Raw genomic sequence first — 19,231 nt, 5'->3', positions numbered from 1 at the left:
CATGGAGCAGACCTGGACTCCCCGGCCCAAGCCCGACCGCGCCGAGCGCCTGGAGCGGCGCATCGAGTTCGGCGACTACGGGGCCACCCGCGCCTTCCTCGAGCAGCTCAACGATCTCTCCGAGCAGCTGGGGCGCTATCCGGACATCAGCTTCGGGCGAACCTATGTGAACCTCACCCTGCGGCCTGAGCCCGAGCAGGAGCTGATCGGGCCTGAAGACCAGGCGTTCGCCGCCGCCATCGATGCCCTCTGCCCCGCTGCCCCCCCAGCTGACGGCGGCCCGTGACAGACCTGGGCCTGGCGGTGGACCTGAGGGCGGCCTACGAGGGGGCCGGGGTGCAGGAGGTGCTCGATCAGCTCGACCGCGAACTGATCGGCCTGCGGCCGGTGAAGGCGCGCATCCGCGAGATCGCCGCCCTGCTGGTGGTGAACCGGGCCCGCCAGCAGGTGGGGCTGGAAACGGCGCCGCCCTCGCTGCACATGTCCTTCACCGGTCGGCCGGGCACCGGCAAGACCACCGTGGCCGAGCGGATGAGCAAGATCCTGCACGGGCTGGGCTATGTGCGCAAGGGCCATGTGATCACCGCCACCCGCGATGATCTGGTGGGGCAGTACATCGGCCACACCGCTCCCAAGACCAGGGAGATGCTCAAGAAAGCCATGGGGGGCGTGCTGTTCATCGATGAGGCCTACTACCTCTACCGCCCTGAAAATGAGCGCGACTATGGCGCTGAGGCGATCGAGATCCTGCTGCAGGTGATGGAGAACCAGCGCGACGATCTGGTGGTGATCTTCGCGGGCTACAAGGATCGGATGGACATCTTCTACCAATCCAACCCCGGTCTTTCATCGCGGGTGGCCAATCACATCGACTTCCCCGACTACAGCGCCGAAGAGCTGCTGGCGATCGCCCAGCTGATTCTGGCTGCCGAGAACTACCGTCTCAGCGATGAAGCCCGCTCCGCCTTCGCGGACTACATCCAGCGCCGCATGCAGCTGCCCTTCTTCGCCAATGCCCGCTCCATCCGCAACGCCATCGATCGCGCCCGCATGCGCCAGGCCAACCGGCTGTTCAGTGGCATGGGCAAGGCCCTCACCAAGCTGGATCTGATGACTCTGGAGGCCGGGGACATCACGGCCTCCAGGGTGTTCCAGGGGGAAGTGGAGGGCCTCGATCCGGCCCGGCCCCTCACCTGAAGGACGGGGCCGGTTCGGCGGACGCACTCAGTTCGGGAACAGTTCGAGGCGGGGAGCGGCAGGGCGGCGCCCTTCATCCCCCTCCACACGGGTGCCGCAGGTGATGGCGCCATCGCTGCCGGTGGTGCAATTTTCCGGCACCACCTGGGACCCGGCCGCTGGCGGTGCACCCTGCCGCTGCCAGATCTGGGTCTGAGCCTGGGCAGGGCCCGCGACCAGGCTGCCACCGAGAGCAGCGGCCAGGGCAGCGGCCAGAACTGGAGCTCCTGGGACACGCCTCAGGGGAGTCGTCCGAGCCGATGGCTGAAGTGGCTGCATGGTGGACATCGGGCACCGGCAAGGGACCCCACGACCCTACCCGGCCCCAGGAGGATGTCTGGGCACGAGGCGGCTGTCAGCAACCAGCATCGCGCTGTCTGCAGCTAACTGCCAACCGCCAGGTTGCGATCTACGCTCAACGCCGACCCCCCCCCCCAGCCCTGCTGTGCAGCTTTCCTTCGCAGTGATCAAGTCGTCCCGCCGTCAGCTTCTGCAGTCCCTGCTGCGCGGTTCAGCCGCCGCCCTCACCCTCACCCTGGCCTCCGCCACCACGGTGCGGGCCGAAACCTGCAGTTTCCTGCAACCGATCGGTGGTGACGGCCAGAACCCGGTGGTGGCCAAGACCGTGAGCCGCGGCAAGCTGCTGGGCCGCACGAACTGGAACACTGATTTCATCGTGGATCGCCCCTACGAGCAATACAAGTTCTTCTTCACGGCCAACTCCTCAGACGCCAACGCCGAGTATCCGGTGGAGGGCTACATGAAGTTCAGTGATGGCACCAGCCTGCAGGTGATCAACGCCAGCATGACCCCCCCCATCGGCACGGGTAAGGAGTTCGGACCATTTGAAGCGGTGCCCGGCAAGCAGGCCAGCCAGATGAACTTCAAAGTGGGTGCCAGCAACGATCCCGGCGCCCTCGGCTTCAGCTACCGGATCTCGGTGCAGGGCTGCAACTGAGCCCCCGGCGCCCTCAGCGGCGCTTGCGCGAGTCGATCTGCAGCAGGTCGCGCACCTGCTGCACCTGCCGGGCCAGGGAGGGGTCGGCATGGAGCTTCTTTTCGATCTGCTCCACCGCATACATCACGGTGGAGTGATCCTTGCCGCCGAACACCTCGCCGATGCGCGGCAGGGAGAGGTTGGTGCTGTGGCGCATCAGGTACATGCCCACCTGGCGGGCCTGGCTCACGGCCCGCTTGCGGCTGGGGCTGCGCATCTCATCGCCTCCCACACCGAACACCTCCGACACCTTCTCAAGCACCTGCTCGGGCTTCACCTCCACGTCCCGGCCGGCCGGATCGAGCATCGGCGCCACCGACTCCACCGTCATCGGCAGACCGGTGATCGAGGCGAAGGCCACGGCCCGGGTGAGGGCCCCCTCCAGCTCGCGGATGTTGGAGGTGAAGCGCCCGGCGATGAACTGGATCAGATCGCGGGGCAGGGCCATCTGCTCCTGTTCGGCCTTCTTGTGCAGGATCGCCATGCGGGTTTCCAGATCCGGGGCCTGGATGTCGGCGATCAGACCCATCGAGAAGCGTGAGATCAGCCGCTCCTGCAGGCGCGGGATCTGGCTGGGGGGCCGATCGGAGGCGATCACCACCTGGCGGCCGGCCTCGTGCAGGGCATTGAAGGTGTGGAAGAACTCCTCCTGGGTGTACTCCTTGCCCTCGATGAACTGGATGTCATCCACCAGGATCAGATCGGCGGCGCGGTAGCGGTCGCGAAAGGCCTGCATGCCGTCTTTGCGGATCGCCTGGATCAGGTCGTTGGTGAAGGTTTCGGTGGAGACATAGAACACCCGAGCTTCCGGGTTGATCTCCAGGCGGTAGTGGCCGATGGCCTGCATCAGATGGGTCTTGCCCAGACCCACCCCGCCGCAGATGAACAGGGGGTTGAACTCCCGGCCAGGGGCCTCAGCCACCGCCAGGGCCGCGGCATGGGCCATGCGGCTGTTGGGACCCACCACGAAGCGGTTGAACACGTAGCGGGGGTTGAGACCACTGCCTGGCGATCCGGCAGGGCCAGGTCTGCCGTTGGCAGTGGCGCCATGGGCCGCCGCAGGTGGGGCCGGGGCCGCGCCCTTGGAGCGGTTGGCCATGGAATTCCCTGCCAAGGCACCCGTGCCCGGGGCGCCTGGGCCGCCCCGGTCCGGGAGGACAGCGTCCGGAGCGGCCGTGCCGATCTCAATCCGCAGCGGCCGGCCGGCGATCTCGCTGGCCACGACCTCGATCGTGTCGAGATAGTTTTTACGCAGCCAGCCGCAGGCGAAACTGTTGGGCGCCTCGAGCACCAGGGTGTCAGCTTCAAGTCCCAGGCAGAGCGCCGGGCGAATCCAGGTTTCGAAGGTGGGTTTGCTGAACCGGGCCTGGAGGGCCTGCTGAACCTGGTGCCACAGCTCGTCTCTCTGCTGCACCAAGGGCCCCCACGCGGGTGCCGAATATAGGCAGATCAACAGCCGCCTCTCGGTCTTAAATGAGCCCCAGGCCAACCGGGGCACACCCCCCGTCCCTTCAGCCGTCCCCCTGAGTCGACCATGCCCTGCTTCCGCCCCTGGCCCAGCGCCGGACTGATCGGCACGTTGCTGCTCACAGGCTGTGCCAGCGTCCTGCCTCGGCTGCCGAATCTGCCCCAGCTGCCGCAGCTGCCTGGCCAGCCCGAGCAGGGCAACGCGCGCATCAGCGACGCCGCCCCCGTGCCGCCCCTGCAGCCGGGCAACAACGTGATCGTGGACGCCGTGGCGAAGGTGGGACCATCGGTGGTGCGGATTGACACCACCAAACGGGTGATCAACCCCCTCGGTGGGCTGTTCGGCCGCGGACCGACCATCCAGGAGCAGCAGGGCCAGGGCTCCGGCTTCATCACCCGCTCTGACGGTGTGCTGCTCACCAATGCCCACGTGGTGGATGGGGCCAGCGAGGTGAGCGTGACCCTGCCCGATGGCCGCAGCCTCACCGGCAAAGTGCTCGGCAGCGATCCGCTCACGGATGTGGCGGTGGTCAAGGTGGTGGCCACCGACCTGCCCGTGGCTCCCCTGGGCGACTCCGCCAAGCTGCGCCCGGGCGAATGGGCGATCGCCATCGGCAACCCCCTGGGGCTCGATAACACGGTGACCGCCGGCATCATCAGCGCCATCCAGCGCACCAACGCCGTCGGCGAGGGCCAGCGGGTTCCCTACATCCAGACCGACGCCGCCGTGAACCCCGGCAACAGCGGCGGGCCACTGATCAACGACCGGGGCCAGGTGATCGGCATCAACACCGCCATCCGCCAGGCCCCGGGCGCGGGCCTGAGCTTCGCGGTGCCGATCAACGTGGCCCGCCAGATTGCCGCCCAGATCCTTGAGCGCGGCTTCGCCAGCCACCCCTACATCGGTGTGCGGCTGCAGGCCCTCACCCCCCAGCTGGCCAAGGAGATCAACGCCACCACCGACCAGTGCCGGCTGCCCGAGGCCAACGGCGTGGTGGTGGTGGATGTGATGCCGAACAGCCCGGCTGCCAAGGGGGGCCTCAAGCCCTGCGACCTGATCGAGTCGGTGGGCGGGCGCCGGGTGCGCAACCCCTCGGAAGTGCAGCTGGCCGTGGATCAGGGCAGGGTGGGTGATGACCTGGCCGTGGTGGTGCGTCGCGGCAACACCACCACCAACCTGACCCTGCAGCCCGCCGAACTGCCCCGGCAGAACTGAGCAACCGGCGTGAAGCAGGCCAGCCAGGGGAGCGCATCAGGGGCACTGCAGCTGGTGGTGCTGGCCCGCTGGCCGGCCCCCGGCCGCTGCAAGAGTCGGTTGGCCAGGGGCCTCGGAATCGGGCGGGCGGCCGCCATTCAGGGGCGCCTCACCGCCCATACCTTCGCGGTGGCCCGCCGCACCCGCAGCCGGCTGGGCTGCCGGGTGGTGCTGGCGGCCCAGGGCCTGGGGGAGCGCCAGCGGCGGCGCTGGGCGGGCAGCCTGGGCTGCGATGGCTGCACCGACCAGGGGGCGGGCAGTCTGGGGGTGCGCCTGCAGCGCCAGGTGCTGCGGGCCCTGGCGGAGGGGGCCCAGCGGGTGGTGCTGATCGGCAGTGACCTGCCGACCCTGGAGGGGGCCGATCTGGAGGTGGCCTTCGAGCTTCTGGGCCAGGCGAAACCTGAAGCCCCCTCCCTGGTGCTGGGGCCAGCCGGGGACGGGGGCTACTGGCTGATCGGCCTGACCGCCGCCAGGGCCGAGCTGCTGAGCGGCATCCCCTGGGGCAGTGGCGAGGTGCTGGGGCACACCCTGGCCGCGGCGGCGGCCCTGGGCATCGAGCCGCGCCTGCTGCCCCTGCGCCACGACCTCGACCGCGCCATCGATCTGCAACCCTGGCGCTGAGCCGTGGCCGCCTCCTCACCCTGGCTGAGCGTGGTGCTGGCCACCCGCAACGAAGGCCATGCCCTGGCGGGTCTGCTGGCCCAGCTGGGCAGCGCCCCCGGCCTGGTCCGCGAGGTGCTGGTGGTGGATGGCGGCAGCCAGGACGGCACCCCTGAACTGGCGCGGCTGGCGGGGGCGCGGCTGCTGCGCAGTGCGCCCGGGCGCGGCCGTCAGCTGGCCCTCGGTGCGCGGGAGGCCCAGGGCCCGTGGCTGCTGCTGCTCCATGCCGACGTGCGTCTGCCGGCCGACTGGGCATCGCGGCTGACGCGGGCGCGGCAGAGGCCGGCGGAGGCGTGGTATTTCGATCTGGGGATCGACGGCCGCGGCCTGGCCCTGCGGCTGGTGGAGCTGGGGGTGAGGCTGCGCAGCCGCTGGCGGCAGCTGCCCTACGGCGACCAGGGGCTGCTGCTTCCCCTGCAGCACTACTGGGCCAGCGGTGGCCTCAGGCCCCTGCCCCTGATGGAGGACCTCGACCTGGTGCAGCGCCTGCGGCGTCGCGGCCGCCTGCGCAGCCTCGGTGGCGCCGTGCGGGTGGACGGCCGCCGCTGGCGGGCCCGGGGCGTCTGGCGCACCACGATCGACAACGCCCGGCTGCGCTGGGCCTGGCGCCGGGGCGCCGATGCCGAGGCCCTCGCCCGCTGCTACTACGGCCCTGGGGCGAGCAGCCCTAGGGTGCGTACCAGAAGGCGCAGCGACGCTCCAGGGGCTCCAGATCCCAGCCCTGGGCCCGGTAGAAGGCCACCACCTGGGGATCGGCAAACAGGGTGACGCGATCCACCTGCATGCTGCGCAGCTGATCGAGCACGTAGACCATCAAGGCCTTGCCCAGCCCCAGGCCCTGGTAGTGGGGATGCACGGCCACGTCCCAGACCGTGGCTTCCACCACGCCATCGCCGGTGCAGCGGGCAAAGCCCACCAGCTTGGGCAGGCGGGAATCGTGGCGCCAGAGCCCCACCCGCAGCAGGCTGTGCTGGAGCGCCTTGCGCACCCGGCGCAGCGGCCGTCGGCTCCAGCCCACGGCATCACACAGCTGCTCCAGCTCAATCAGGTCGATCTCCCGTTCGGCGCTCAGCACCAGCGACACCTGGCTCTTGGGTGTGGGGCAGAGGCGGTGCTGCTCCCCATAGAGCGTGGTGAGCTGGAGGGCCGGATCCACGGAACAGCGGTGGCGGGATGCCACGATCCTGACTGATGGCAGCAGCATCCGCTCCAGCACAGATCGCCCCGGAGCGACTCCCGGCAGGGCAACGGCCCCTGATCGTGGCCCTGCACGGCTGGCTGCTGGCGGGCCGGCTCTGGGATCGGCTGGCGGCGGAACTGGTGCCCGACTGGGAGATCTGGGCGCCGGATCTGCCCGGCTTCGGCGGCCGGGAGCGGCCCCGGGGCCTGCAGGCGAGCCTGGCCAGCTACGGCGCCTGGGTGGCCGAGCAGGCCCGGCGCCAGGCCAGGGACGGCCGGCCTGTGGTGTTGATGGGCCACTCGCTCGGCGGCAGCCTGGTGCTCCATGCCGCCGGGGGCCTCGGCAGCCGGCTGGCAGGGGTGGTGCAGATCGCGGTGGGCGGCGGGGTCTACCAACCGAGGCCCTTTGCCCAGGTGCGGCGGGGCGGGGCGTTGTTCCTGCAGCTGAGGCCCCGCTGGCTGGTTCACGTGCCCGGCAGCGGCCCGCTGCACAGCCCCCTGCTGGCGGACCGGCGGGCCGCCCAGGGGCTGCTGGCCTGCAGCATGAGGCGCAGCGCCGTGCAACAGCTGCCTGGGCTCACCGCCGCCCTCAGCGTGCCCAGCCTCTGGATCGCCGGCAGCAACGACCGGGTGATGGAACCGCGCTACGTGCGCCACCTGGCGGGCTACGCCAGCCAGCACGATCTGAGGCTGCTGGCCGGGGCCGGCCATCTGCCGATGCTCGGGCGGCCCCGGGAGCTGGCCGACACCATCCGTCCGTGGCTGGATCAGCTCGCCCCGCCTCTGCCAGCTGCTGCTGAGCCGCAGTAGGTCAGATCAATAGATGCCGGGCACGAAGAACTGCTCGTTCATGGGGGGGCGCTGGTAATCGCTGCCACTCTTGCGGGGGGGTAATTCGATCGCGTCAGGGGTCATGTCCTCGTAGGGAATCTTGCTGAGCAGATGCCTGATGCAATTGAGCCGGGCCCGGCGCTTGTCATTGGCCTCCACCGTGAACCAAGGCGCTTCCGGGATGTTGGTGTGAGCAAACATCTCATCTTTGGCCTTGGAAAATTCCACCCAGCGATCCCGCGACTCCAGGTCCATGGGGCTCAGTTTCCAGCGGCGGGCTGGGTCTTCGAGCCGTGAGCGGAAACGGGCCTCCTGCTCGTCGTCACTGACGGAGAACCAGTATTTGATCAGCACGATGCCGCTGCGCACCAGCATGCGCTCGAACTCAGGGCAGGAGAGCATGAACTCTTCCACCTGCTCTGGTGTGCAGAAGCCCATCACCTTCTCCACCCCGGCGCGGTTGTACCAGCTGCGGTCGAAGAGCACGATCTCGCCGGCGGAAGGGAAGTGCTCCACGTAGCGCTGGAAATACCACTGGGTTTTCTGCTGATCAGAGGGGGTTCCCAGGGCCACCACGTTGCAGCCGCGTGGGTTCAGGGGCTCGGTGATGCGCTTGATCGTGCCGCCCTTGCCGGCCGCGTCCCTGCCCTCGAACAGCAGCACAACCCGATAGCCCACGTGCTTGATCCAGTACTGCATCTTGACCAGCTCCACCTGCAACCGGGTCAGCTCCTTCTCGTAGAACTTGCGATCGAGCTTGGGGAGGTGGCCTTCCGAATTCTTGGCAAAGTCATCGAAGATCGGAGAAGGCTTGTACTGATCAGCCGAGAGGACTTGTTTACCCTTCTTGCCCTTGCCGCCCTTGGCTTTACCAGGGTTCTTGGACTTGGCTTTGTTCTCAACTTTCTTGTCCTTCTTGTCCTTCTTGTCCTTTTTGCTCTTTTTCTCACTCCCGTCCATCATCATCGGTGCAGCGCTTTTGAGCAGGTCGATGTCATTCATGAACAAGGGGTTTCGCCAGAAGTGAAAACGTCCTAGGCCCCCAGTTGAACCCCGTGTGGCAGCCACCACTACCAATGGCCGGGTTTTGTCGCAGGCGCTAGAGGGCTGCCAGGCCCTTGTCCTGCAGCTCGGCGAGGCGGGCGTAGAGGCCACCGGAGTCCCGCAGCTGGCGATGGGTGCCTTCCTCGATCACCCGGCCCCGCTGCAGCACCAGGATGCGATCGGCGGCCTCCACAGTGGCCAGCCGGTGGGCGATCACGATCGCGGTGCGCTGCTGAAGCAGGCGGTCGAGGTCGCGCTGCAGGGTGGCTTCGGTGGAGGGATCCATGAAGGCGGTGGCCTCATCCATCACCAGCACGGAGGGATCGCGAATCGCCACCCGGGCCACCGCCAGCAGCTGCCGCTCGCCGGAGGAGAGATTGCCGCCGCGCTCACGCAACTCCGTGGCCAGCCCCTCGGGCAGGCGGCGCAGCAGCTCGGCCAGGCCCAGCTCCCCACACAGGCGCAGCAGGTCGTCAGTGGAGATGGGCGCATCGAGGCGCAGGTTGTCGGCCACGTTGCCGCTGAACAGGAAGGTGTCCTGCAGCACCACGCCGAGGCGCTGGCGCAGGGTGGGGATCGGCAGCTCGCGGATGTCCACCCCATCCAGCAGGATCCGGCCGCTCTGGGGCTCGTAGAGGCGGCACAGCAGCCGGATCACCGTGGTCTTGCCGGATCCGGTGGGACCCACCAGGGCGACATGCTCGCCGGGAGCGATGCGGAAGGAGAGATCGGTGAGGATCGGATCGTCCTCGCGGTAGGCGAAGGACACGTGCTCGAACACCACCTCGCCGGCGCTGCTGCGCTGGGCGCCCGAGCGATGGGCCGCGGCCGAACGCTGGGCGGCGGGAAGCTCCTGGATCTCGATCGGCTGCTCCAGCAGTTCGCCGATACGCTCCACCGCCGTCAGCCCCCCCTGGATCTGGGTGAAGCGCTCCGCCAGCTGGCGCAGGGGATCGAACAGCCGCTGGGAGTAGAGGATGAAGGTGGTGAGGGTGCCCAGCCCGAGCAGGCCGCCGGACACCATGCTGCCGCCGGCGGCCAGCACCACGGCCACGGCCACCAGGGCCACCCATTCGATAAAGGCGGAGATGGAGCTGTCGAACAGGATCGTGCCCGTCACGGCCTGGCGGTAGGCGTCGGTGGTGCGGGCGAAGCGGGCGCTGTTGACGTCCTCGCGGCGGAACATCTGCACCACCTCCAGCCCCTGCAGGTTCTCCTGCAGGTCGGCATTGAGGGAACTGAGCTCCTCGCGCACGCGGTAGTTGGCCCGGCGGTAGCGCTTCTGCAGCCACAGCATCCCCAGCACCACGGGCACCTGGGAGGAGAGCAGCAGCAGCGCCAGACGCCACTCGATGCTGAGCATGGTCACGGCGATCACCAACAGGGTGACCAGATCGGCCAGCACCCCCACGGCGCCGCTGCCGAAGACCTCGGCCAGGGCATCGACATCACTGGTGAGCCGGGTGAGCAGCTTGCCCACGGGCGTGCGGTCGTGAAAGCGCAGCGACAGCGCCATGGCATGGGCGAAGAGGTCGTCGCGGATGCGGGCGGTGAGCCGCTGGCCCACGGCCTGAACGCTGTAGCTCTGCAGGCCCTGCAGGCCCAGCCGCAACAGCACCGCCGCCAGCAGCACGATCACCAGCAACCGCAGGGCCTGGTCCACCGGCATGCCGCTGAGGAAGGCGAGGGTGGGCTCACCCCGCAGCACGGCGATCGCCTGACCTACCAGCAGCGGCTGGATGGCCGCGGCCGTGGCCACCGGGATCAGCAGGGTCAGGGTGAGCAGCAGGCGGCGCTTGTCGCGGCCCAGGTAGGGCAGCAGCCGCAGCAGCCGTTCACGGTCGAGGGCCGCCATCAGGCCACGCCCGCCGGGGCGGGTGCCGCGGCGACGGCCGCAACCCTGTCGACGATGGTCTGCAGGGCGCCGCCATCGAGGCGCAGGGCCAGGGGATGGCCCACCAGCCGGGCCGTGGACTGGAACAGATCTTCGATGGCGATCAGGCCGTTGTCGTTGAGGGTGCGGCCGGTGGCCACCAGATCCACGATCGCCTCACTCATGCCGGTGATCGGCCCGAGTTCCACCGAACCGGCCAGGTGGATCAGCTCCACCGGCAGATCGAGGGCTTCGAAGTAGGCCTCGGCGCAGCGGGTGAACTTGCTGGCCACGCGGCAATGGGCCGGCAGGTCGGCGGCGCGGCGGTAGGGGCTGCTGGCCTTGACGGCCACACTCATGCGGCAGCCGCCGAAGCCCAGGTCCACCAGCTGGGCCACGGGCAGCTGGTGCTCGCGCAGCACGTCGTAGCCGACCACCCCCAGCTGGGCCTGGCCATAGGCCACATACACCGGCACATCGGCGTTGCGCACCAGCAGGGCCCGGGCCGTTCCGCAGGCACTGGGCACCATCAGCAGGCGGTTGCCCGGCTCGAGCACAGCGGAAAAATCAAGGCCGGCGGCGGCGAAGCGACGCACCGAATCCTTCAGCAGGGCACCCTTGGCCAGGGCAACGGTGATCATGGACACACGTCTCTGTCCGGACTGTAACGATGGGCCCGAATCGCCGAGAGAGCCCCGCAGGAGCCCGGCCAATGAAAGCGGAGTCGCCACTGGTGGAGCCGCCCGGGGAGGAGACGCTGTCGGTGGAGCTGATCCCCGTGCTCAACGACAACTACGTGATGCTGCTGAGCAAGGGCCGGCAGGCTGCGGTGGTGGACCCTGCGGTCGATGCCCCCATCCAGCAGCGCCTGGAGGAGCGGGGCCTGGAGCTGGTCACCATCCTCCAGACCCACCACCACAGCGACCACATCGGCGGCACCCCGGGGCTGCTGCGTCGCTGGCCCGGCTGCGCCGTGGTGGCCGCCCGCGACGACCTGGAGCGCATCCCCTTTCAGACCCAGGGGGTGGCCGATGGCGATCGGCTCACGCTGCTGGGCGAGCCGGTGGAGGTGCTGGCGGTGCCGGGCCACACGCGGGCCCACCTCGCCTACTGGTTACCCAGGGCCGGCCACCTGTTCTGCGGCGACACCCTGTTCGCCGGCGGCTGTGGCCGGCTGTTCGAGGGCAGCCCCGCCCAGATGCAGGCCTCCCTGCAGCGGCTGGCGGCCCTGCCCGGCGCCACCTGGATGTGGTGCGCCCACGAGTACACGGAGGCCAACCTGCGCTGGGCTGCCGCCACGGTGGCCAGCGACGACCCGGCGGCGGCGCCGATCCGGCAGCGGCTGGCGGATGTGCGGGCGCAGCGGGCCCGGGGCCAGGCCACCGTGCCAAGCCAGATCGCTGTGGAGCTGGCCACGAACCTCTTCCTGCGGGCCCCTGATGCCGCCAGCCTGGCTGAGCTGAGGCATCACAAGGACCACTGGCGCGGCTGAGTCAGCACACCTCCAGGGGCAGACCCTGGGGGAACAGGGTGGCGCCATGGCCCGGGCGCAACTGCAACCGGCAGCGCTGACCGTGGCCGTACTCCTCGCCCAGGGGCAGGCGCAGCCGCAGATTGAGGCCGTCCTGGCGGATCTGGTAGAGCCACTCCCGGCCCAGGAACTCCCGCCCCAGCACCCGGGCCTCCCCGGCGGGATCGGGCACCAGGGCGATCGCATCGGGACTGACCATCACCTCAGCAGGTTCTTCTGCATCGATCGGCTCCAGGGGTCTGAGCTGGCCCAGGGGGGTGGTGAACAGGCCACGGCCGGCGCGCACCGGCAGCAGATTGCCCTGCAGCACGAAACGGCCCACGAAGGAGGTGGCGGGTCGTTGCACCAGCTCCCTGGGGCTGGCGCACTGGTGCAGCACACCATCACAGAGCACGGCCACCCGGTCGCAGATCGCCAGGGCCTCCTCGGGGTCGTGGGTCACGATCAGCCCGCAGGCGCCGCACTGGCTGAGCACCTGGGGCAGTTCCGCCCGCAGGCGCAGGCGCACCTCCACGTCGAGGTTGGAGAAGGGCTCATCGAGCAGCACCACCGAGGGCCGCGGTGCCAGGGCCCGGGCCAGGGCCAGGCGCTGGCGCTGGCCGCCGGAGAGCTCGTGGGGATAGCGGCGCTCCAGGCCGTCCAGTCCCAGCAGCTCCAGCAGCCAGGCGGCGCGGGCGGTGTCCTCACCGCGGCGCAGCCCGAAGCAGAGGTTGCGCCAGGCGTTGAGGTGCGGGAACAGGGCGTAGTCCTGGAACACCATCCCCACGCCACGCCGCTCCGGCACCAGCCAGCGCTCCTCGCCGGCCACCTGGCGGCCGGCGATCATCACGGCGCCGCGCTCCGGCCGCTCGAATCCGGCAATCAGCCGCAGCAGGGTGGTCTTGCCGCAACCGGAGGGCCCCAGCAGCCCCACCAGCTCACCGGGACGCAGCTGGAAATCGATGCCGCGCAACGTGAAGGCCTCGGTGCCGGCGTAGCGGTGCCACAGCCCGCTCAGCTCGACATGCGACTGGTGCAGCGGGTCGGCAGGGGAGGGGGCGGTGAGGGTGGCGGTGATGGGTCCTGGGGGCCTCGAGGCCGGCGGGCATGCAGGAATCATGATGAGTCATCCGCCTGCCAGCCAGCCGCCCAGCGATGACCACACCCCAGCCCTCCCGTTCCACGGCGATCGCCGTGAACACCGCCGCGGCCCCGGCTCCTGTGGGCCCCTACAACCAGGCCGTGCAGGCCGGAGGGCTGTTGTTCTGCTCAGGCCAGATCGCCCTGGATCCCCTCAGCGGCGCGCTGGTGGGGGAAGGGGATGTGGAGGCGGAAACCCGCCAGGTGCTGAGCAACCTGGAAGCGGTGCTGGCGGCGGCGGGAGCCACTGCGGCCGAGGTGGTGCGCACCACGGTGTACCTGGTGGATCTGGGCGATTTCGCCGCCGTCAATGCGCTCTACGCCGCCACCTTCAGCGGCGCGGTGGCACCGGCCCGCGCCTGCGTGGAGGTGGCCGCCCTGCCCAAGGGCGCCCGGGTGGAGATCGACTGCATCGCCGTGCTGGCCTGAAGGTCTCAGTCGCTCTCCATCGGGCACTGCATCAGAGCTGAGGCCTGGCTGTCCACCTGGCTGAGCCGGGCCAGGATCGCCTGCAAATCCTCGGGAGCGAGCTCCCCGTTGCCGGCCCACTTCATACAGGTGCGGCCCAGGGTGGAGGCCTCAGGCGTCGTTTCAGAACCGGAACCGGGAGAATCGCCGGACATGGCAGTGATGTGTTCATATCCACACTAAGACGGCTCAGCGGGGCCTGCCAGGGGGCCCATGGTGCCGGAAGGATCCGGTCACACCTGCGCCTGGAGCCGTTCACGACCCAGACACACGGGATCGGTTGAGTGAGGTCATCCCCCAAAGGGACCCCTCCTCACCCGTTCACCACCATGACCAACCTCAACCTTCGCCATCGTCTCTTCCTGCTGCTCGGCACCGCCGGGCTGCTGAGCCTCAGCGCCGCCCCTGCAGCCCTGGCGGGACCCCGCGGCTGGCGGCACCAACCCACCTATGTGCTGGTGCCGGTCAGGCAGCAACCGGCCAGGCGCAGCCGCACCGTGGTGCGCACGGTGGAGCGCAGCCCCAGGCGCTACGCCAGCGTTCCGGTGCAGACTGTGCCCTACCGCCGGGAATCCCGCGTCGACCAGCTGCGGGCCGACCTGGAGCGCGATACCCGCCGCTGCAACACCGGCCGTCTGGTGGGAGGCCTGCTGGGCGGCGGCGCCGGCTACGTGGCCTCCCAGGATGAGGGGCGGGCCTGGGCCGTGCCGCTCGGAGCCCTGCTGGGATCCCAGGTGGGCTGCAATGTCGGTGGCGGGCGCAGTCCCCTGCCCTGGTGAGCCCGGGCCAAGCGCTGGGCCTAGGGCAGGCCGTCAGCCGGACGGAGGCAACACCCAGGCGGCCGCCCGTCGCAGCCGCTCGCGCTCCCGCTCCAGCCGCAGGGCCACCTCGCCATGCTCCAGGGCCAGCCTGGCCTGGAGCATGGCCGCCCGGCGCAGCTCAGGCAGCGGCAGCAGGCTCAGCTGATGCAGGCCCTTCTGCAGCCGCAGACCCACTTCCAACGACGCCGCTCCGTCGCGGGCCATGGCGGCAAAGGCATCCTCCAGCAGGTCCTCAAGGGCCAGCTCAGGCAGCCAGAGCAGCTGATAGCGGGGAGCCGAGGCCGACGAGCGGCTCTGCTCGAGGCTGGTCTGGGCCCAGTCGGTGACCAGGCGCACCACGGTGCCGATCACATGGATGGCCGTGCCGGGATCGTTCACGGCCGGCGAGAGGGCGCGGCTGGCGATCTCCGAGAGCACCACCAGCCCGAAGCGGGGGTCGTCGTCAAAGGTGCGGCGATCGCCGATCAGGAAGGTCTGGGCGATCCGCTGCAGCTGCTCGGGCGGCAGGGGGGCCTGGGCGTCGACCTCTGCCAGCACCCGGGTGGACGTGATGAAGGCTCCAGGCAGGCACAACACGCGGACCTGCGCATCGGCGGCCTGGGCCAGAAGTTGCAGGGCGCCGAGATCGATGCGCTGCAGGTAGCCGACGCCGTTGGCCAGAACTGGCTGGGCGGCTTCAGCGCCCTGGTCCAGCACGGCGCCTGGGGCGACTGCCGGTGCGCCGCCGAGGGCCCGTGCCCCCAGGCTGGGCTGCCGGGCCCGGTCCTGAAGTGCCAGATCCGCCGCCGCCGCCACGCGGCCAATGGTGTTGGTCACCCGGCCCAGCCTGGCAATGCGATCCACCCAGGTCACGAAGCTGAGCACCACCACCGCAAACACCACCAGGGTGAGCAGGAACAGGGCAAAGCGGCCGGTGCGGCCGTAGACGCCATTCATCAGGGCAATCAGGGCCACGATGCCGAAGATGAAGGCGCCGATGAACGTGGAGAGGGCGTACTGGGACACGTCGTCGGCCACCACCAGGGCCAGGGCCCTCGGGGTGGCGGTGGTGCCGGCAGAGGCATAGGCCGACAGCATCGAGCCCGCTGCAAACACCGCGATCACGAGCATGCTCGAGGAGATGATCCGCAGGAGCGTCTCCAGGGTGTCGGCGCTGATGTCGGGCAGCAGCAGCCCCGGCGCCAGGCGATCGGCCAGGTGGGCCAGCCCCACGGCCAGAAGCGACACCAGGGCCAGGAGCAGGGGCTTGGCCCAGAGCTTCTCGCCGAGCCGGTTGAGCGCAAAGGCCAGACGGCCGCGCAGGCTCAGGGTGATCGGATGCTGGGGTGTCTTCACGGGGGCATTGCCTGGGCGGGAACGGCGGGTAGCCATGATCGCCTCCTCCGGATCGTGCCTCCATCCGGGCCTGCCTGCAGCGCTGGGGCTCCAGCCAGTGGAGGCCGGTCAACGGCGCGCTTGATCAGAGCATCTGAAGGGCGGGGTGATGGCGTTGGGCTGGCTGAGCGTGAGAGTTCTCGGGATGGTGTCTGAGAGTGTCGCCGGAGCGTGAGATGAGGCTGGTGAACTTGAAGCGGAACTTGAAGCGGAACTTGAAGCAAAAATCTGAAGCGAAATGGAAAAGCAGGGATCCAGTGATGAACAGTCAACCAGCGTCACGACCTGGGCTGAGCGAGAATCCCCAGGCCAGAAGCACAGCTGGGCCCTCGGGCCCCTGCTAACCAGGCCATGGGCCATCCCCACCCCTTCCAGAAATCCCCGCAACAACACCTGTGCTGGCTGCTGTTTTGATCCTGGCAACGATGCTGGCCGTGGCCGCATTGCTGAATCCATCCCGCCAGGACTTCGCCTGGTTTCTGCAGCAGCGGCGCCCGGCCTGGCTCAGCTTTGAGCGGCTGATTCCCCTGATCTGGATCACGATCTATGCCTGTTTCTATGGCTCGGCGCTGCTGAGCTGGAGGGCGAGCGGCAGCTTTGCGCTGATGGGCGGTTATCTGGGGCTGCTGGTGCTGGTGCAGAGCTACACGCTGGTGATCGGCCGCACCCGCAGCCTGCGCAACGGCACCCTGGTGGGCCTGGCGGGCTGGGTCTGGGGCGTGGCACTCTGCATCGCTGTGGCGCCTCTCGGCACGCCTGCCTGGTTGCTGCTCGTGCCCTATCTGCTGTGGAGCCCCGTCGGCACCCTGGTCACCTGGCAGATGCAGCGCCTGAACCGCTGAGGCCATGGCGCCAGACCATCGCTGCGCCCACAACAAAGCCCGACGTGTGCAACGCCGGGCTTTGTCTGTTTGGCTGCGGCTGAAGATGGATCGCTTCAAGCCCCTAAGGCGGGATCGATGAGATCGTCAGAAACGTTTGATTCCGTTGAATTCTATTCAGTTGTAGGGCGGAGCTGCCTGACAAGGGCACCTGGGGCCATGGCTCAACAAGGACGTTCCGGTGACTCTGGGGCACCTGATGGCCAGGGATGACCTGAGCCGATAGGCGGTGCAGAAAGAGTGTGCCTCAACGGTGCCATGGGCACCGGTTGTGCACTGGAACAGTCAGAAATGGTTCGAGATTGTTGGAGCAGGGTCCGAACGTCAGTTCGCTCCTGTCATCTGGTTGGGCGGAGTGTCGTCCAAAGGAGCCTCCGAGATCTGTTGTGCACAGCTTCGGAGCAAACAGCGATCACGTCCAGGTGAATCGCCGCACTCGACATCGCTCTTCATCGATGGACAAGCTGCTTCACAGTGGTAGTGGCGGCAAGCCCACCAGATCGGCACTGATCGTCCACAGACGCTCCGCCAGGGCGTCATCGCAGGCTTCAGCGCTGGGCTCCACCAGGGCCTCGCGCAGACGCCCCGGACCCAGCACCTGGTTGCAGCGGTAGCGGAAGCCGGGGGCGCCTTCCTCGGCATCGGTGGCCAGGCGTGCCAGCAGGGCGCCGGCCTGGGCCGGGCTGGCGGTGACGCGCAGCAGGTCGCGGGCCACCAGGGCGAACAGCCGCTGCCCCAGCTCGTTGTGGCGGCGGCTGGAGCGGAAGAAGCCGCCGTTGTGGCGCGGGATCACCAGCCCGGGGCTCCAGGCCAGCACCGGCAGCGGCCTGCCCCGCTGGCGCAGACGCCGCTCCAGCTCCCGGGCAAAGAGCATGTTGCAGAGCTTGCTGTCCTTGTAGGCCTTGTCGGCCTGAAAGGCCACGCCGCCAGCCACCATCTCGAAGCCGGGGCCGGAGCGCAGGCCCTCCAGATCGCCGAGGCCGGCCGGGGGGCCGACCCGCCCGCCAGGAGTGGTGGGGTCGTGCACCTCCGAAGCGGTGACCACCAGTCGCGGGGCCTGGCCGGCCTCGACCAGGGGCAGCAGCCGCAGCGCGAGGGCCTGGTGGGCCAGGTGGTTGACGGCGATGGTGAGCTCGTAGCCCTGGGCGGAGCGGCGGGGCTGCTTGGCACCGCTGTCCTGCAGGCCGGCGTTGAGCACCAGGGTGTCGATCGGCTCGCCGTGCTCCAGCAAGGCATCAGCACAGCGCCCGACGCTGCTGAGGTCGGCCAGATCCGCCACCGGGGCGCTGAGCGCAGGTTCAGGAAGGCCGGGCCCGGCGCCGCCGAGGGCAGCCCTCAGCCGGGCGACGGTGGCCTCGGCGGTGACGGCATCGCGGCAGGGAAGGATCAGCCCATGGCCCTGCTCCAGCAGCAGCCGGGCTGCCGCAAAGCCGATGCCGGAGCTGCCGCCGGTGAGCAGGATGCGGCGCGGCACGGTCGTGGGGGGAGGGTGTTGCGGCTGAAAGTATGGGCGTTCAGCCAGCCGCCAGCCCGCGGCAGTAGGCCAGGGTGCAGTCGATCGCCGCTCCCCAGGCGCCGGCGTCAAAGGGGTGGCGGTCGCCATGGCCCGGCAGCAGCCAGCGCACATCGAGATCCCGCAGCAACTCCACCGAGGCCACCTGGCTCGGCCAATCCCACCAGCAGTAGGTGCGTGAGGCCACCACCGCCCGCTGCCCCGGACTCCACCAGAGGTGGTCGCCGCTGAACAGGATCTGCTCGCCCAGCAGGGCGACCATCGAGCCGGCGGTGTGGCCGGGGGTGGGGATCAGGCGCAGGCCCGGATCGAGCAGCACCGGCGCCTGGCCCTCCACCAGCTGCTCGGCGCCGGGGGCAGCATCGGCATCGGCGCGGTGAATCCAGCGGGGACAGCCGAAGTGCTCGGCCCAGCGGGCGTGGTCGGCCACGTCATCGCGGTGGGTGAGCAGCATGGCCGCCACGCCGCCGAGGGCCTCCAGGCGGCGGGCCAGGTGGCCGTTGAAGCGCGGGCTGTCGATCAGCACGTTGCCCTCGGGGCGCACCACCAGATAGCTGCTGGCCCCGAAGCTGCGGCGCGACGTCCAGCCGCAGTAATGGACGTCGCCGGCCGGGTGGGAAAACAGCAAGGCCGGGAAGCCCTCGGCCGGGGTGTGGCGCAACAGCTCGGGGGTGGCGCCGATCGCCGCCACCGGGCAGGCCTGCAGGGCCAGCAGCGCCTGGGCGATCTCCGGCTCCCCCTCCGGCTGGTGCACCACGTGGGAGCTGCTGCCGGTGGGGGCGAAGTGGTGCGGATCCCACTGCCAGCAGGTGCCGCAGTCGATGCAGCTGGAGTCCACGTAGAAGGGGCCGGGCACGTTGCTGGCCAGGCGCAGGGCGGTGCGGGCCATGGGCGCGGGCGAGGCAGGCGGCGGAGGCCAAAGCTAGGCAGAGCCAGCGGAGGCGCCGATCGCAGAGCGCCAGAATCGCAACATCAGCGCCTG

21 protein-coding genes are annotated in these 19,231 nt (G+C 69.4%); 11 read left to right on the top strand and 10 right to left on the bottom strand.

Annotation, left to right across the window (positions count from 1 at the left end; translation table 11 throughout):
- The first annotated feature begins 1 nt into the window (after position 1).
- The 3 genes from ACWJIO_RS00460 (at position 2) to ACWJIO_RS00450 (ending at position 2,194) form a co-directional block, all read left to right on the top strand.
- On the top strand, positions 2-286 hold the full coding sequence (locus tag ACWJIO_RS00460; protein ID WP_480310657.1) for a 4a-hydroxytetrahydrobiopterin dehydratase: 285 nt from the start codon (positions 2-4) through the stop codon (positions 284-286).
- Positions 287-291: 5 nt separating this feature from the next.
- A complete protein-coding gene (gene cbbX / locus ACWJIO_RS00455) occupies positions 292-1,197 on the top strand; it encodes a CbbX protein (RefSeq protein ID WP_480311478.1) in 906 nt (301 codons plus the stop codon).
- A 484-nt stretch (positions 1,198-1,681) separates the two neighbouring features.
- Positions 1,682-2,194, top strand: a complete 513-nt coding sequence (locus ACWJIO_RS00450; RefSeq protein WP_480310655.1) for a hypothetical protein — start codon at positions 1,682-1,684, stop codon at positions 2,192-2,194.
- A gap of 13 nt (positions 2,195-2,207) precedes the next feature.
- On the opposite strand, the gene dnaA is transcribed toward ACWJIO_RS00450, so the two are convergent.
- On the bottom strand, positions 2,208-3,647 hold the full coding sequence (gene dnaA, locus ACWJIO_RS00445) for a chromosomal replication initiator protein DnaA (RefSeq protein WP_480310653.1): 1,440 nt from the start codon (positions 3,645-3,647) through the stop codon (positions 2,208-2,210).
- A gap of 120 nt (positions 3,648-3,767) precedes the next feature.
- Here dnaA and ACWJIO_RS00440 point away from each other — a divergent pair, with 120 nt between their 5' ends.
- The 3 genes from ACWJIO_RS00440 to ACWJIO_RS00430 are packed head-to-tail and all read left to right on the top strand — an operon-like array spanning position 3,768 to position 6,383.
- On the top strand, positions 3,768-4,916 hold the full coding sequence (locus tag ACWJIO_RS00440) for a trypsin-like peptidase domain-containing protein (protein WP_480310651.1): 1,149 nt from the start codon (positions 3,768-3,770) through the stop codon (positions 4,914-4,916).
- 9 nt (positions 4,917-4,925) lie between these two features.
- Entirely contained in the window at positions 4,926-5,576 is a 651-nt protein-coding gene (locus ACWJIO_RS00435; protein WP_480310650.1) for a TIGR04282 family arsenosugar biosynthesis glycosyltransferase, read from the top strand.
- A 3-nt stretch (positions 5,577-5,579) separates the two neighbouring features.
- A complete protein-coding gene (locus ACWJIO_RS00430; protein ID WP_480310649.1) occupies positions 5,580-6,383 on the top strand; it encodes a TIGR04283 family arsenosugar biosynthesis glycosyltransferase in 804 nt (267 codons plus the stop codon).
- Here the strand turns inward: ACWJIO_RS00430 and ACWJIO_RS00425 are convergent.
- Positions 6,283-6,771, bottom strand: coding sequence for a GNAT family N-acetyltransferase (locus ACWJIO_RS00425; RefSeq protein WP_225875580.1), 489 nt, complete (start codon positions 6,769-6,771; stop codon positions 6,283-6,285). The two genes, ACWJIO_RS00430 and ACWJIO_RS00425, sit on opposite strands and share 101 nt — an antisense overlap.
- Positions 6,772-6,806: 35 nt before the next feature.
- On the opposite strand from ACWJIO_RS00425, the gene ACWJIO_RS00420 reads away from it, so the two are divergent.
- Positions 6,807-7,604 (top strand): alpha/beta fold hydrolase, encoded by a 798-nt coding sequence (locus ACWJIO_RS00420; protein WP_480310648.1) that lies wholly within the window; start codon positions 6,807-6,809, stop codon positions 7,602-7,604.
- 6 nt (positions 7,605-7,610) lie between these two features.
- On the opposite strand, the gene ppk2 is transcribed toward ACWJIO_RS00420, so the two are convergent.
- From ppk2 to hisG, 3 genes are read right to left on the bottom strand one after another with little or no spacing between them, the layout of a single operon-like run.
- On the bottom strand, positions 7,611-8,693 hold the full coding sequence (ppk2, locus tag ACWJIO_RS00415; RefSeq protein WP_480310646.1) for a polyphosphate kinase 2: 1,083 nt from the start codon (positions 8,691-8,693) through the stop codon (positions 7,611-7,613).
- Between the two features lie 31 nt (positions 8,694-8,724).
- The gene (locus ACWJIO_RS00410; protein WP_480310645.1) at positions 8,725-10,524 is read right to left on the bottom strand and encodes an ABC transporter ATP-binding protein; all 1,800 of its coding nucleotides are present in this window, start codon (positions 10,522-10,524) and stop codon (positions 8,725-8,727) included.
- Positions 10,524-11,183, bottom strand: a complete 660-nt coding sequence (gene hisG, locus ACWJIO_RS00405) for an ATP phosphoribosyltransferase (protein WP_480310643.1) — start codon at positions 11,181-11,183, stop codon at positions 10,524-10,526. Before hisG ends, ACWJIO_RS00410 begins: the two co-directional genes overlap by 1 nt.
- A gap of 71 nt (positions 11,184-11,254) precedes the next feature.
- Between hisG and gloB the strand changes: the two genes are divergently transcribed.
- A complete protein-coding gene (gene gloB, locus ACWJIO_RS00400; RefSeq protein WP_480310642.1) occupies positions 11,255-12,034 on the top strand; it encodes a hydroxyacylglutathione hydrolase in 780 nt (259 codons plus the stop codon).
- Between the two features lies 1 nt (position 12,035).
- Here the strand turns inward: gloB and ACWJIO_RS00395 are convergent, their stop codons facing one another.
- Complete coding sequence (locus tag ACWJIO_RS00395) at positions 12,036-13,172, bottom strand: ABC transporter ATP-binding protein (protein ID WP_480310640.1); 1,137 nt, start codon at positions 13,170-13,172, stop codon at positions 12,036-12,038.
- Positions 13,173-13,207: 35 nt separating this feature from the next.
- Here ACWJIO_RS00395 and ACWJIO_RS00390 point away from each other — a divergent pair, with 35 nt between their 5' ends.
- Positions 13,208-13,621: a Rid family detoxifying hydrolase gene (locus tag ACWJIO_RS00390; protein ID WP_480310639.1), complete on the top strand. Its 414-nt coding sequence runs from the start codon at positions 13,208-13,210 to the stop codon at positions 13,619-13,621.
- Between the two features lie 5 nt (positions 13,622-13,626).
- On the opposite strand, the gene ACWJIO_RS00385 is transcribed toward ACWJIO_RS00390, so the two are convergent.
- Positions 13,627-13,815, bottom strand: coding sequence for a hypothetical protein (locus tag ACWJIO_RS00385; RefSeq protein ID WP_480310638.1), 189 nt, complete (start codon positions 13,813-13,815; stop codon positions 13,627-13,629).
- A 174-nt stretch (positions 13,816-13,989) separates the two neighbouring features.
- Here ACWJIO_RS00385 and ACWJIO_RS00380 point away from each other — a divergent pair, with 174 nt between their 5' ends.
- Positions 13,990-14,439 (top strand): hypothetical protein, encoded by a 450-nt coding sequence (locus tag ACWJIO_RS00380; protein ID WP_480310636.1) that lies wholly within the window; start codon positions 13,990-13,992, stop codon positions 14,437-14,439.
- Positions 14,440-14,472: 33 nt separating this feature from the next.
- Here the strand turns inward: ACWJIO_RS00380 and ACWJIO_RS00375 are convergent, their stop codons facing one another.
- Entirely contained in the window at positions 14,473-15,816 is a 1,344-nt protein-coding gene (locus tag ACWJIO_RS00375; protein ID WP_480310635.1) for a DUF2254 domain-containing protein, read from the bottom strand.
- Positions 15,817-16,250: 434 nt separating this feature from the next.
- Between ACWJIO_RS00375 and ACWJIO_RS00370 the strand changes: the two genes are divergently transcribed.
- Complete coding sequence (locus tag ACWJIO_RS00370) at positions 16,251-16,697, top strand: TspO/MBR family protein (protein WP_480310633.1); 447 nt, start codon at positions 16,251-16,253, stop codon at positions 16,695-16,697.
- A 508-nt stretch (positions 16,698-17,205) separates the two neighbouring features.
- Here the strand turns inward: ACWJIO_RS00370 and ACWJIO_RS00365 are convergent.
- Together ACWJIO_RS00365 and ACWJIO_RS00360 are read right to left on the bottom strand one after the other, a co-directional pair.
- Positions 17,206-18,210, bottom strand: a complete 1,005-nt coding sequence (locus ACWJIO_RS00365; protein ID WP_480310631.1) for an SDR family NAD(P)-dependent oxidoreductase — start codon at positions 18,208-18,210, stop codon at positions 17,206-17,208.
- A gap of 40 nt (positions 18,211-18,250) precedes the next feature.
- Positions 18,251-19,138: an MBL fold metallo-hydrolase gene (locus ACWJIO_RS00360; RefSeq protein WP_480310629.1), complete on the bottom strand. Its 888-nt coding sequence runs from the start codon at positions 19,136-19,138 to the stop codon at positions 18,251-18,253.
- Between the last annotated feature and the right edge of the window lie 93 nt (positions 19,139-19,231).

It is taken from the genome of Paraciimarium castrense LEGE 11436 (assembly GCF_056633055.1).
Note: the sequence above shows the minus strand (reverse complement) of the source record. Positions and strands in the feature narration are given on the sequence as shown.